The sequence below is a fragment of the Caulobacter segnis ATCC 21756 genome (assembly GCF_000092285.1).
Lineage (GTDB): Bacteria > Pseudomonadota > Alphaproteobacteria > Caulobacterales > Caulobacteraceae > Caulobacter > Caulobacter segnis.
In genome coordinates this window covers 1549429-1563085 of record NC_014100.1, presented here as the reverse complement: position 1 = coordinate 1563085, position 13657 = coordinate 1549429, and the positions used below count along the sequence as shown (strand labels likewise).

Below are 13657 nucleotides of genomic sequence, written 5' to 3'. Positions count from 1 at the left end.
CACGCCGCGCGGAGAGTTCCCGACGCAGACGGGTTAGGGCTTAAGCTCGGGCCCCGGTGTGCTACATATGTTCCCATGCATTCCGACGCCGACTCGCCAGAATTCCAGGATGAATTCCCGGGCGACCTCCCCGCTCCCCGTATTTCCGATCTCGCCCGGGCCAGGCCCCCGGCGGGCGCCGCGCCCGGCTATCTGGACGGCCTGAACCCCGAGCAGCGCGAGGCGGTGGAGACCACCGAGGGCCCGCTGCTCGTCCTGGCCGGCGCCGGCACAGGCAAGACCCGCGTGCTGACCACGCGCCTCGCCCACATCCTGGCCACCGGCCGCGCCCGTCCGTGGGAGCTGCTGGCGGTCACCTTCACCAACAAGGCAGCGCGCGAGATGCGCGAGCGGATCACCCACATCATCGGCCCGGAGGCCGAGGGCCTGCGGTGGCTTGGCACCTTCCACTCGGTCGCCGCCCAGATCCTGCGCCGGCACGCGGAGCTGATCGGGCTGAAGTCCAACTACACGATCATCGACACCGACGATCAGGAGCGCCTGCTCAAGCAGCTGATCGAGGCCGAGAACATCGACGCCAAGCGGTGGACCCCGCGGATCCTGTCGCAGATCATCGACGGCTGGAAGAACCGCGGCTGGACGCCCGACCGGGTCCCGACCAGCGAGGCCGGCGAGTTCGCCAACGGCAAGGGGATCACCCTCTATCGCCAGTACCAGGAGCGCCTGCGCATCCTGAACGCCTGCGACTTCGGCGACCTGCTGCTGCACAACATCAGCCTGTTCACCGGTCATCCCGACGTGCTGGACGAGTTCCAGCGCCGCTTCAAATACGTGATGGTCGACGAGTACCAAGACACCAACGTCGCCCAGTACCTGTGGCTGCGCCTGCTGGCCCAGGGCCGCCAGAACGTCTGCTGCGTGGGCGACGACGACCAGTCGATCTATGGCTGGCGTGGGGCCGAGGTCGACAACATCTTGCGGTTCGAGCGCGACTTCCCCGGCGCCAAGGTCGTGCGGCTGGAGCGCAACTACCGCTCGACCGAGCACATCCTGGCCGCGGCCTCGGGCCTGATCACCACCAACAAGGGGCGCCTGGGCAAGACGCTGTGGACCGAGGCCAAGGGCGGCGAGAAGGTCAAGGTCAGCGGCGTCTGGGACGGCGAGGCCGAGAGCCGCCTGGTCGCCGACGAGATCGAGCGCGCCAAGAAGGCCGGCCGCAAGTACAGCCAGATGGCCATCCTGGTCCGGGCCAGCTTCCAGATGCGGGCCTTCGAAGAGCGCTTCGTGATGCTGCAGATCCCCTACAAGGTGGTCGGCGGCCCGCGCTTCTTCGAACGCGCCGAAATCCGCGACGCCCACGCCTATCTGCGCCTGATCCAGTCGCCCGACGACGACTTGGCCTTCGAGCGGATCGTCAACACGCCCAAGCGCGGCATCGGCGACACCTCGGTCCAGAAGCTGCTGCAGATCGCCCGCCTGGAAGGGATTTCGACGGTCGAGGCCGCCCGCGTGATCATCGGTAGCGACGACCTGCCGGCCCGCACCCGCACGGCGTTGTCGAACTTCATCCGCGACCTGGATCGCTGGCGCTCGATGGTCGGGTCGGTCCACCACCAGCGCCTGCTGGAGACGGTGCTGGAGGAGAGCGGCTACACGGACGCCCTGCGCCTGGACAAGGGTCCGACCAGTCAGACGCGCCTGGAGAACCTGAAGGAGCTTGTCCAGTCGATGGGCGCCTTCGACACCCTGGAGGCCTATCTGGAGCACGTCTCGCTGGTCATGGACCTGGACCGCGAGGCCACCGGCGACGCCGTCTGGATCATGACCCTGCACTCGGCCAAGGGCCTGGAGTTCCCGCTGGTCTTCCTGCCCGGCTGGGAGGAAGGCGTGTTCCCCAGCCAGCGCAGCATGGACGACAAGGGCGAAAAGGGCCTCGAGGAAGAGCGGCGCCTGGCCTATGTCGGCATCACCCGCGCCCGCGAGGAGGCCCGGATCAGCTTCGTGGCCAACCGGCAGGTCTATGGCCGCTGGACGTCGCAACTGCCCAGCCGCTTCGTCGACGAGCTGCCGATCGCCCACGTCGATGCGGCGTCCGAGACTGGCTACTACGGCGGCGGCCCCGGCATGCAGTCGACGGCCGCCTCGCGCTGGGACGATCCCGGCACCTCGGCCTTCCAGGCCGGCAGCTACGACAGCCCCGGCTGGAAGCGCGCCCAGGAACGCACCTCGGGCTTCGCCGAGCGCGGCGGCTCCTGGCGCGGCGGCGGCGCCGGCGTGCGCGCCGGCTCGGCCGCTCGTTCGGCCCCGATCGAGGGCGAAGGTCGTCTGGTCGCCGTCTCGGCCCCGACCAACAGCGCCTATGCGCGCGGCGACCGAGTGTTCCACGTCAAGTTCGGCTACGGCAAGGTCACCGGCGTCGAGGGCAACAAGCTGACCGTGGCCTTCGACAAGGCGGGCGAGAAGAAGGTGATCGACAGCTTCGTCGAAAAGGCCTGACTAGAGCCTGTCTGGTTTTGATGAACCATCTAAACCAGATAAACAGGCTCTATCTTCTTACACTTAGAGCGCGTTCGAGCGGTTTAACCGCCCACACTTAAACCTAACGCGCTCTAGCCTTTCTCCGGCTTCAGCCCCGGCTTGATCCCGTCATGCTCGGGCGGCTTCTCGGACGGAGGCGGCGCCAAGCTTTCCCACGCGCCCACGGCCACCAGGATCAGCGTCGACAGAGCGGAAAGCAGCAGCGGGCTCAGGCTCAGCGCCACGGGCGCCAGCGCCGCGAGGGCGATCAACCCCGTGATCCGAGCCCGCGACCAGCGGCGGAACACCGCCAGCTTGAACAGCAGTGAGCCCAGCAGGAACAGGAACGGCCCGCCGATCACCGCAGCCGCGATCTTGAAATCGGCGTGGCCCAGCGGATGGTGGATCACCCACTCGTCCCCCACCGCCGCCACGATGATCCCCGCGACCGGCAGGATATGGGCGTAGGTATAGGCGACCCGCGCGATCGCGCCCGGGTCCTTGGACTCCTCGATGGCACGGCTGGCGGCCTCGGCGGTCGAGGAGAAATAGATCCACCACATCGCCAGACTGCACAGGAAGGCGCTGGCGAACGCGGCCATCACCGGGGCGTCCCAAGGCATGCCCATCACCGTGCTGCCGCTGACGATGATCGACTCGCCCAGGGCGATGATCGTGAACAGGGCGCAGCGCTCGGCCATATGGCCGCCCTCGACCTTCCATTCCGAGCTCTTGGTGCGGCCCAGGCCCGGGGTCCAGAAGCCGACCGCCGCCGACAGATACTCGATGAAGAGCGCCAGGCCCCAGACGGCCAGACGGGCCTCGCCCTCGGCGAACGCGCCCGCGATCCAGAACGCCGCGGCGACCGTGAGCCAGGCCAGGATGCGCGCGAAGTTCCGGCGGTGCTGCGGCGCGCGCCAGGCGCTCCAGAGGAAGAAGGCGGTGCGGCCGACCTGGATGGTCACGTGCCCGGCCGCGAAGGCCAGCCCCCGCTCGCCGAAGGCGTCGGGAATGGCGGCCGCCAGGACGAGGGCCGCCGCCATCATCACGAACAGCATCAACCTGACCGGCCCGCGCTCGGGGTCCAGCCAGTTGGTCGCCCAGGCGGTGTAGATCCACGACCACCACACGGCCAGCAGCAGCACGGTCGCGTGGATCAGGCCCGGCCCATCCGGATGGCGCAGCACCGCGTGGGAAAGCTGGGTGACCGCGAACACGAAGACCAAGTCGAAGAACAGCTCCGCATAGGTCACGCGGGCATGTTCGGCGTCTTTGCGCTCCCGCAGCAGCGGAGTCTTGGTGTTGGCCATGCCTTTTCTTGATCACAGTCAAAGAGCCGAAGCCAGACGCTTCGCCGAACCAATGACCGTTTCGCGCGCTCTAGCGACATGGAACGCCTGGAACCGATCCTCGACCGCCTGAAGGTCTTCGCCCTCACCCGCCCGGTGGCGTACGGCGCCCCCGCTTGCGCGGTGGCCGGCCTGCTGATGGGCCTCGTGCTGCAGACCGGCCCGCAAGACGGTCCGTATGTCCCCGAGATGGAACGGGTCGACCGCCCGGTGATGGCCGAGGCCGAGCCGATCGCCTGGCCGTCCGGCGAGGTCCCGGACTACGTGATCGGAACCGACGCCCAGAGACCCGCGCAAACGCCGCCGCCGGCCTTGCAGTACGCCGACTACGAGCCGCCGCCCGAGCCCGAACTGCCGCCCCATGTTCCGGCCGACCATGGTCCCGCCGCGCCGCCGCCCTGGCCGGACGAAACCCGCTGGGCTTCGTCGCGCGGCGACATCCTCGATGTCTCCCTGCCCGAAGACGCGCCAAGCGCTCCGACCGCGCCCTCGGCGCCGATCGCGCCGTCCGCCCCTACGCCGACGGTCCTCGCCGGCGTCGCTTCGTAGCGCTGAAGGCTCGCTTTTCGCCGCCTTTGCCGCTAACGGAGCGGCATGACCGACTATACGCCCCAGCAGATCGTCGCCCGCGGCGCGCGCGCCGACGCCGAGACCGCCGCCGACGCCATCGACAACCATCCCGGCCTGGAAGGCGCGACCTACTCGATCCTGGAAGAGGACGAGGACAAGAACGTCTGGCGCATCGACGCCTTCCCCACCACCCAGGAGGAAGACGACGGCCTGATGGCGCTGCTGGCCGACTATGACCTGAAGGTCGCGCGCGACACCCTGGCCGACGCCGACTGGCTGGCCATGGCGCTGTCGGGCCTGCCGCCGGTGCGCGCCGGCCGCTTCTTCGTCTACGGCATGCACGACCGCGGCCGCCTGCCGGCCAGCACCGTCAACCTGCGCATTGAGGCCGGCGCGGCCTTTGGCACCGGCCACCACGGCACCACCGTCGGCTGCCTGCAGGCCTATGACCGCCTGATCAAGGCGCGGAAATTCAACAAGGTGCTGGACGTCGGCGCCGGCACGGGCCTGCTGGCCATCGCCGCCGCCCGCACGGGCACGAAGCTGGCCGTCGGCACCGACATCGACAAGCCCAGCGTGCGGATCGCCAAGGAGAACGCGGGGGTCAACAAGGCCAACGCGCGCTTCGTCCACGCCTCGGGCCTGGGCCACCGGCTAGTCGCCGAGAACGCGCCCTACGATCTGGTCTTCGCCAACATCCTGGCCCGGCCGCTGATCAGCCTGGCCCAGGACATCAAGCGCGCCCTGGTCCCCGGCGGCACGGTCATCCTGTCAGGCCTGCTGCGCACCCAGGAGCGGATGGTCAAGGCCGCCTACCTGTCGCGCGGCTTCAAGGTGAAAAGCCGCATCCACCGCGACGCCTGGGCGACCCTGGTCCTGCAGCGGCCGTAAGGACGCCGGGTCAGGCGATGTCCTGAACCTTGCCGTCCAGCGACATCAGACCGAGCTCGACCTCCAGGTGCTCGTGGCGGCGCTTGATCTCCGCGCGGAGCGCTTGGAGCTCCTTGGCGTGGATCGCCAGCTCCTTGTCGGGCGTGTCCACCGACTCCGCGCCGAGGATCACCTTGTAGGCGCCGCAGTCGCGGTGATCGAGCACCATGACCTTGTGGATCGAATGCAGCGTGATGGCGACGTCCAAGTGGCTCCAGAACGTCTGGCCCCAGCTGGGGTACTTGTCGGTCAGGGCGCCGAGCGACGCGCCGGCCAGGACGACGTGGTCGTATTTGTCGCGCAGCCCCCGCCCGTCCATGTAGGCGACCGTGCTGTCGACCAGCCGATAGTCCATGCAGGTCAACAGCAGCATGTCGGTGTGGCCTCGCGCCCGCGCCACGCCGGGCGCGAGGGTCGATAGCAGGCTGACGCCGCCGCCCAGGGCGATCAGGCCGAACGCTTGCCGGCGGGATAGGCCGGCGATCTTGTGAGAACAGCAGTCATGCATGACGGGGCGCTCCGCGCGTGAGTGGAGCGGCACAGTTTCATCCCCTTCCAAGCGTGACCATGTGACGTCGAGACGCACAAATGCGGCCAGACGCCGTCAGGATCGGACGCCCCCTTGGCGTTTGGGCGGCTAGACTCTAAATCCGAACGATGCGCCAGACCTTCGACGAATCCACCGATCCCTCCTTCGGCCCCAAGCATGTCCCGCTGATCCGCCAGGCCATGGCGGCGCAGGGGCTGGACGGCTTCCTGGTGCCGCACGAGGACGAGCACCAGAACGAATACCTGCCCGCCGCCAACGACCGTCTGGCCTGGGCCAGCGGCTTCACCGGCTCGGCGGGCGCCGGCGTGATCCTGAAGGACCGCGCCGCCGTCTTCGTCGATGGTCGCTACACCCTGCAGGTCCGCGAGCAGGTCGATCAGGGCGTGTTCGAGATCCGCGACCTCGTCGAGGGCGGCGTGCCCGCCTATCTCGAGACCGTCGCCAAGGGCGCGGTCATCGGCTACGACGCCCGTCTGCACAGCCCGTCGGCCCTGGAGAGCCTGAAGGCCGCCGCCGCTCGCGCCGGCGCGACGTTGAAGCCCGTCGCCGCCAACCCTGTCGATCAGGCCTGGGGCGAGGCCCGCCCGGCCCAGCCGATGGCGCCGATCGTCCCGCAGCCCCTTGAATACGCCGGCGAAGACTCCAGCGCCAAGCGCGCCCGCGTCGGCGCTTCGGTCGCCGCCCTCGGCGCGGAAGCCGCGGTGATCACCGCGCCGGCCTCGATCGCCTGGCTGTTCAACGTGCGCGGCGGCGACGTCATCCGCACGCCCCTGCCGCTCTCGCAAGCCATCCTGAACGCCGACGGCACGGCGCGCCTGTTCATCGAGCCGGCCAAGGTCACGCCGGACCTGCCCGCCTGGCTCGGCAACCAGGTTTCGCTGGAGACGCCGGACCGCCTGGCCGAGGCGCTGGGCGATCTGTCGGGCAAGAGCGTGGCGGTCGATCCGGCCCAGTCGTCGGCCTGGTACTTCGACACCCTGGCCGCCGCCGGCGCCAAGATCGTGCGGGCCATGGACCCCTGCACCCTGCCCCGCGCCTGCAAGAACGCCGTCGAGCTGGACGGCACGCGCGAGGCGCACCGCCGCGACGGCGCGGCCTTGACGCGGTTCCTGCACTGGCTGGCCACCGAGGGCCAGGTGAGCCCGCCGGACGAGAAAGAAGCCGTCGCCAAGCTGGAAGCCTTCCGCGAGGCCACCGGCGTGCTGAAGGACCTTTCCTTCGACACGATCGGCGCGGCCAACGGCCACGGCGCCCTGCCCCACTACCGCCCCACCGAGCGCAGCAACGAGCGCGCCAAGATGGGCTCGCTGCTGCTGGTCGATAGCGGCGGCCAGTACATGGACGGCACGACGGACGTCACCCGCACCGTGGCGATCGGCGAGCCGACGGCCGAGATGGTCCAGCGCAACACGCTGGTGCTGAAGGGCCACCTAGCCATCGCCCGCCTGCGCTTCCCGGCCGGCACCACCGGGTCGGCGATCGACGCCCTGGCCCGCATGGCGCTGTGGGCCCACGGCCTAGACTACGACCACGGCACCGGCCATGGCGTCGGGGTCTATCTGGGCGTTCATGAGGGGCCGCAGCGGATCTCCAAGGCCCCGAACACCATCGCCCTGCAGCCCGGCATGATCGTCTCGAACGAGCCCGGCTACTACAAGGACGGCGAGTACGGCATCCGCATCGAGAACCTCGAGGTCGTCATGCCGGCCGAGGACGTGCCGGGCGGCGAACGCCCGATGCACCGTTTCGAGGCCCTGACCCTGGCTCCGATCGACCGCCGCCTTATCGACAAGACCCTGCTGACGGCCGAGGAGATCGCCCAGTTCGACGCCTATCACGCGCGCGTCCTGCGCGAGATCGGCCCGCGGGTGGAGCCTGAGGTTCGAGCCTGGATGGAAGCGGCCTGCGCGCCGCTCTAAGCGGCTACTTGCCCCCACCTGACCGCTTCGCGGTCGTCCGCCCCCAGAGGGGGCGGAAGGCGCACGCGCCCCTTCTTCCCCCTCTGGGGGAGGAGCGCGCAGCGCGGAGGGGGCTAGTCGAACGCCCTACCGCAGCCGCGTCCAGACCTGCGTCTTGCAGAACGGCGCGACGATGCAGCCTTTCAGCTTCAGCTGGTTCTCGCCGATCAGTTCGATCGTGCCGGAATAGGTGCCGCCGTCGTCGGGGTTATAGACCTTGCCGTCCTTCCACTTCGTCGGACCGCCGGTGAAGTCGTAGAGCATCTGCAGCCCCTTCAGCGCGCGGACGCGCTGGGACTCGTCCTTGTTCTTCACATCCTTCAGCGCCGGATTTTCGCGGATGTGGTTCGAGTTCACCAGCTTGCCGCACAGGCTGTTGCCGCAGCGGGCGATCTCGACCTGACCGCCATTGGTCGGGGTCTGCCAGAGGCCCGTGACGTCGGCGGCGAAAACCGGCGTGGCCAGCAAGCCGAGCGCGGCGGCGGCGATCATCGTGGTGCGGAACATCAAAGACTCCCTGGGTCGCGCTTCAAATGCGCGTTTGACCGCTTGGTTGCGCGATCTCGTCCCTCGGGACAAGGCCTGACACGAAAAGGAGGCGGGATTTCGGAAAGCGATCAGCTTCCGACCAGAGCCAACCACTCGTCTTCGGTCATGACCTGAATGCCCAGCTCGGTCGCCGTCTTCAGCTTCGAGCCCGCCCCCGGCCCAGCGACGACCAGATCGGTCTTCTTCGACACCGACGACGCCACCTTGGCGCCCAGCCCCTCGGCCTGGGCCTTGGCTTCGTCGCGAGTCATCTTCTCCAGCGCGCCGGTGAAGACGATGGTCTTGCCGGCCACGGCCGTGTCGGTCTTGGGCTTTTCCACCGGCTGGATGTCCAGCTCGGCGACGAGGTTGGCGACCTTCTGGCGGTTGTGGTCCTCGGCGAAGAAGCGGGCCAGCGACTGGGCCGCGACCGGGCCGACGCCGTCGATGGCGGCCAGGTGCAGATAGTCGTCGCCCGGCGCGCCGCTGGCGGCGGCGGCCAGCCCCTCGGCGAAGGCGTCCCAGGTTCCGTAGCGCTGGGCCAGGGCAGCGCGGGCGGGCTTGGTCAGCTTGGGGACCGCATGGCCGATCTTGATCTCCAGGTCATCGGTTTGAGGCCACGGATCGGCCTTCAGGCCGCCCCTGCCCGCCTCGACCAGGCTGTCCAGGGCCTTCGGCCCCACGCCCGGCGCCGTCGAAAGCTCCAGATAGGTCTCGCCCGGCAGCGCCCTGGCGGCCTTCTCGGCCGCCTCTTGGAGGTCTTCGAACCGGTCGAAGTTCCGCGCCAGCACCGTGGAGGTCGTCTCGCCGATGTCGCGCGCGCCAAGGCCGTAGATCATCCGGTCCATAGTGATCGTGCGCCGGGCCTCGATGCCGCGCGCCAGATTGGCGACCGAGGTTTCGCCATAACCTTCCCGCTCGCGCAGGGCGGCCAGCTTCTCCTCGTCGCGGGCCAGCTTGAAGATGTCGGCGGGCTCGGTGATCCAGCCCTCGTCGAAGAAGGCCTGCAGTTGCTTCTCGCCCAGGCCTTCGATGTCGAAGGCCCGGCGGGACACGAAGTGGCGCAGGTGCTCCACCCGCTGGAACGGACAGGCGAACTCGCCCGTGCAGCGACGTACGACCGACTCCTGGCCCGAGGCGTTGACCTCGCGCGCCAGCGGCGTCTTCAGGGGGCACGGGCATTCGTGCGGGAAGACGTAGGGCTCCGGCGCGGGATCCGGCCGCGCGTCCAGCGCGACCTCGACGATCTGCGGGATCACGTCGCCGGCCCGCTGGACGACGACCGTGTCGCCGATCCGAGCGTCGAGGCGCTCGATCTCGTCGCCATTGTGCAGGGTGGCGTTGGTCACCACGACCCCACCGACGGTCACGGGCTTGAGCCGAGCGACGGGCGTGATCGCGCCGGTGCGGCCGACCTGGAGGTCGATGGCTTCGAGGAGCGTACGGGCCTTCTGGGCCGGGAACTTGCGGGCGATCGCCCAGCGCGGCGAGCGCGAGACGAAGCCCAGGCGGCGTTGCAGCTCCAGGTCGTCGACCTTGTAGACCACGCCGTCGATGTCGAAGTTCAACGTCGGCCGCAGCGCCTCGAACTCCGCGTAGACGTCGAGCAGGCCTTGGGCGTTCTCGACCCGGCGAGCCGGCGGCGCGGTCGTCACGAAACCCCAGGACCTGAGCTTTTCCAGCGCCTCCCACTGTCCGCCCGCGAACGGCTCTGACACCAGCCCCCAGGCATAGCCGAAGAACCGCAACGGTCGCTGGGCGCTGATGGTCGAATCGATCTGGCGCAGCGAGCCGGCGGCGAAGTTGCGGGGATTGGCGTAGGTCCGCTGGCCAGCGTCCTCAGCGGCCTTGTTGAAGGCGGCGAAGGCCTCAAGCTCGACATAGACCTCGCCGCGCACCTCGATCACGTCGGGCCAGCCCGAGCCCTTCAGGCGATGGGGGATGTCCGCGATCGTTCGGAGATTGGCGGTGACGTCCTCGCCGGTCTGGCCGTCGCCCCGCGTGGCGCCCTGGACCAGAACGCCCTTCTCGTAGCGCAGCGAGGCCGATAGGCCGTCGATCTTGGGCTCGGCCGTATAGGCCAGGGTCTCGCTGGGCGACAGGCGCAGGAAGCGGCGGACGCGGGCGTCGAACTCCTCGGCCTCGTCGTTGGAAAAGGCGTTGTCCAGGCTGAGCATCGGCACGCCGTGGCGCACCGGCGAGAACTGCTCGGCCCGCGCCGCGCCCACGCGCATGGACGGGGAGTTGTCGCGCACCAGATGCGGGAAGCGCGTCTCGATATCGAGGTTTCGGCGTTTCAGCGCGTCGTAGTCGGCGTCGCTGATCGTCGGGTTGTCCTGCTGGTGATAGGCGAGGTCGTGCCGCGTCAGTTCGTCGGCCAGGCGTTCCAGTTCCTCGACGGCCTGGGCTTCGGTGAGGTCGGCGACAGGGATCAGGGACACGGCGGCGAATCCGGAAGGACGTGAACGAGGCGGGACGTTAGCAACCTCCCCCTGACGGTGGGAGTCAGCGATGGCCTTAAGCCATCAACGCCCGGGCCGCCGCCCTGGCCGCCTCGGTCACCTCGGCCCCCGACAGCATGCGGGCGATCTCCTCCTCGCGCTGGGCGGGAGTGAGCGGCTCGACCTTGGTGCGGGTCGAGGTCTCGTCGCCGGACTTGGAAATCCGCCAGTGCGCGTCGGCCCGGGCGGCGACCTGCGCCGAGTGGGTGACCACCAGCACCTGGGCGTTCTTAGCCAAGCGCTTGAGGCGCAGGCCCACGGCGTCGGCCACGGCGCCGCCGACGCCCTGGTCGACTTCGTCGAAGATCATCAGGGGCTGAGGACCGCCGCCACGGCCAGCCAGGGCCGCCTTCAAGGCTAGGGCGAAACGCGCCAGCTCGCCGCCCGAGGCGATGGCCTCCATCGGGCCGAACGGCGCGCCGGGGTTGGTCGAGATTTCGAAGGCGACGCGGTCGAGACCCGTCGGGCCAGCGCGGTCCTCGGACAAAGGCTCCAGCGCCACGCGGAACCTGGCCTTCTCCAGCTTCAGCGGCGCGAGCTCGGCCTCGACAGCCTTGGCCAGGGCGTCGCCGGCGGCGCGGCGTTCGGCCGACAGGGCCTCGGCGGCGTAGAGATAGGCCTCGCGGGCCTCGGCGGCCTCCTTGTCGGCGGCCTTCAGCGCGTCCTCGGAGGTCTCGATGGCCTGCAGGCGGGCGGCGAATTCGGCGCGCTTGGCCGGCAGATCCTCGACCAGGACGTTGAGCTTGCGGGCTATGCCGCGCAGGGCGAACAATCGCTCCTCGGCCTTCTCCAGACGATCGGGCTCGAACTCGAACGACTCGGCGACCGCGTCGATGGCGGCGCTGGCCTCCTGGGCCTCGACGATGGCGCGGTCGACCGCTTCGCAGGCGGCCGAGAGCTTGGTCATCGCGGCGCCGTCGGCGGGGGCGCCGGCCTGCAGGGCGCGCTCGCGGGCGCGCTCCAGGGCGCGGTAGGCCTGGGCCAGCTTGCCCGACAGGCTGTCGCCGCCGAGCGCGTCCTGAGCCGCGGCGATGTCGGTGATGGCCTTTTCGGCGGAGCTCAACAGGGCCCGCTCGTCGGCGAGCGCCATCTCCTCGCCCTCACGCGGGTCCAGGCGATCGAGCTCCGAAAGACGAAGCGTCAGCTCCTCGGTCTCGGCGGCGGCGCGGCCGGCGAGGTCGCGCAGACCCTCGGCCTTCTCGCGCGCGGCTCGCCAGGCGCTCCAGGCCGAGGCGACGGCCGACACCGACACGCCGCCAAAGGCGTCGAGCAGGCCGCGATGGGTCTTGGGATCGAGCAGACCAACCGTCTCGTGCTGGCCATGGACCTCCAACAGCAGGCCGCCCAGATCCTTGAGCACCCCGACGCTGGTGGCCTGGTCGTTGACGAAAGCGCGCGACCGACCGTCGGGCGACAGCTGCCGGCGCAGGACCAGGTCCTCGTCGCGGGCGTAGTCCAGGCCCTTGTCGTCGAGATAGGCGAAGGCGGGATGATCGGCCGGCAGGGCGAAGATCGCGGTGGCCGAGGCGTGGCCGGCGGCCCCTCGCCTCACCAAGCCGGCGTCGGCGCGCGCGCCCGTCGCCAGGCCCAGGGCGTCCAGAATGATCGACTTGCCGGCGCCGGTTTCACCCGTCAGCGCGGTCAGGCCCTCGCCGATGGCGAGGTCCAGGCTCTCGATGAGCACGACGTCACGGATGGATAGGCCGATCAGCATGACGCGCAGGATCGCCGGGAATCAGAGTTTTTCAAAGCGCCAAGGCGGAACGAAACGGGATCGAAGCTCGATCCCGTCGCCATTACATGCCCAGCACGCCCATCAGGCCGCCCTTCTTGGACTTCTTCTCGCCCGGAGGCGCCAGGGTCGTGCCCTTGTCCTTGGACAGAATCCGCTCCAGCGCGTTGCGCTTGGCGCCGGCCTTCAGAGGCTCGACGGCGGGCCTCAGGCCATTGTCGTTCAGCAGCCTGTAGGCGTCGGCGTACCAGCGATCGCCCGGGAAGTTGTAGCCGAGCACCGCGCCGTTGCGCTTGGCCTCGTCCATCAGGCCCAGGGTCAGATAGGCTTCGACCAGGCGGTAAAGCGCCTCGGGCGTATGGCTGGTCGTCTGGTGACGCTCCAGCACGGCCTTGAAACGGCCGATCGCGGCGAGGGTCTGGCCGTTCTTCAGGTAGTAGCGACCGATGGCCATTTCCTTGCCGGCCAGCTGGTCGTTGACCATGTCGATCTTCAGGCGCGCGTCCGTGGCGTATTCGCTGTTGGGATAGCGCTGCACGACGTCGCGCAGGGCGGCCAGGGCCTGTTCGGTCGCGGCCTGGTCGCGGTTCACGTCGACGATCTGTTCGAAGTAGCAGACGGCCTTCAGATAGTAGGCGTAGCTGGCCGACGGATTGCCCGGGTACAGCGAGATGAACCGGTCGGCGTCGCCGATGGCGTCGTTGTAGTTGTTGCCCATGTAGTGGGCGTAGCCGGTCATCAGGATCGAACGGCGCGACCATTCCGAATACGGGTGCTGGCGTTCGACCTCGCGGAAATAGTCGACGGCCTCGTTCCAGTTGCCGCGATCCAGGCGATCGGCGCCGGTCGAATACAGCAGTTCGACAGGACGTTCTTCGTAGGCGAGGCTCGGCTTCTTGGACTTGCCGGCGCAGCCCGCCACCGACACGGCGACGAGAACAGCGGCGATAGTGACGGCCGAACGTCCCGAGAAATTACGAAGCACGGAGTCTCTCACCCTCGAAGCAAACATGCGCCCCTGC

At 69.1% G+C, this 13657-nt stretch carries 10 protein-coding genes and 1 pseudogene; 5 read left to right on the top strand and 6 right to left on the bottom strand.

Annotated elements, in window-relative coordinates:
* The first annotated feature begins 75 nt into the window (after positions 1–75).
* Positions 76–2496: an ATP-dependent helicase gene (locus CSEG_RS07280; protein ID WP_013078609.1), complete on the top strand. Its 2421-nt coding sequence runs from the start codon at positions 76–78 to the stop codon at positions 2494–2496.
* A 113-nt stretch (positions 2497–2609) separates the two neighbouring features.
* Here the strand turns inward: CSEG_RS07280 and CSEG_RS07275 are convergent, their stop codons facing one another.
* Complete coding sequence (locus CSEG_RS07275; protein WP_013078608.1) at positions 2610–3827, bottom strand: low temperature requirement protein A; 1218 nt, start codon at positions 3825–3827, stop codon at positions 2610–2612.
* 78 nt (positions 3828–3905) lie between these two features.
* Here CSEG_RS07275 and CSEG_RS07270 point away from each other — a divergent pair, with 78 nt between their 5' ends.
* Positions 3906–4415: a hypothetical protein gene (locus CSEG_RS07270; protein ID WP_013078607.1), complete on the top strand. Its 510-nt coding sequence runs from the start codon at positions 3906–3908 to the stop codon at positions 4413–4415.
* A 45-nt stretch (positions 4416–4460) separates the two neighbouring features.
* Positions 4461–5327 (top strand): 50S ribosomal protein L11 methyltransferase, encoded by an 867-nt coding sequence (locus tag CSEG_RS07265; protein WP_013078606.1) that lies wholly within the window; start codon positions 4461–4463, stop codon positions 5325–5327.
* A gap of 10 nt (positions 5328–5337) precedes the next feature.
* Here CSEG_RS07265 and CSEG_RS07260 read toward each other — a convergent pair whose 3' ends face one another.
* Positions 5338–5874 carry a carbonic anhydrase gene (locus tag CSEG_RS07260; protein ID WP_013078605.1) on the bottom strand — a complete coding sequence of 179 codons (537 nt, stop codon included), beginning with the start codon at positions 5872–5874 and terminating at the stop codon, positions 5338–5340.
* A 149-nt stretch (positions 5875–6023) separates the two neighbouring features.
* Between CSEG_RS07260 and CSEG_RS07255 the strand changes: the two genes are divergently transcribed.
* Both CSEG_RS07255 and CSEG_RS23265 read left to right on the top strand, forming a co-directional pair.
* Complete coding sequence (locus CSEG_RS07255) at positions 6024–7835, top strand: aminopeptidase P family protein (RefSeq protein ID WP_013078604.1); 1812 nt, start codon at positions 6024–6026, stop codon at positions 7833–7835.
* A 35-nt stretch (positions 7836–7870) separates the two neighbouring features.
* A pseudogene (locus CSEG_RS23265) lies at positions 7871–7948 on the top strand (hypothetical protein); the annotation flags it as partial.
* A 13-nt stretch (positions 7949–7961) separates the two neighbouring features.
* Here CSEG_RS23265 and CSEG_RS07250 read toward each other — a convergent pair.
* The 4 genes from CSEG_RS07250 to CSEG_RS07235 all read right to left on the bottom strand — a co-directional run bounded on the left by CSEG_RS07250 (position 7962) and on the right by CSEG_RS07235 (position 13632).
* Positions 7962–8381, bottom strand: a complete 420-nt coding sequence (locus CSEG_RS07250) for a DUF2147 domain-containing protein (protein WP_013078603.1) — start codon at positions 8379–8381, stop codon at positions 7962–7964.
* A gap of 110 nt (positions 8382–8491) precedes the next feature.
* Positions 8492–10843 (bottom strand): NAD-dependent DNA ligase LigA, encoded by a 2352-nt coding sequence (gene ligA / locus CSEG_RS07245; RefSeq protein WP_013078602.1) that lies wholly within the window; start codon positions 10841–10843, stop codon positions 8492–8494.
* A gap of 76 nt (positions 10844–10919) precedes the next feature.
* Positions 10920–12617 (bottom strand): DNA repair protein RecN, encoded by a 1698-nt coding sequence (recN, locus tag CSEG_RS07240; protein WP_013078601.1) that lies wholly within the window; start codon positions 12615–12617, stop codon positions 10920–10922.
* An 82-nt stretch (positions 12618–12699) separates the two neighbouring features.
* Entirely contained in the window at positions 12700–13632 is a 933-nt protein-coding gene (locus CSEG_RS07235; RefSeq protein ID WP_167535153.1) for an outer membrane protein assembly factor BamD, read from the bottom strand.
* Positions 13633–13657: the final 25 nt, after the last annotated feature.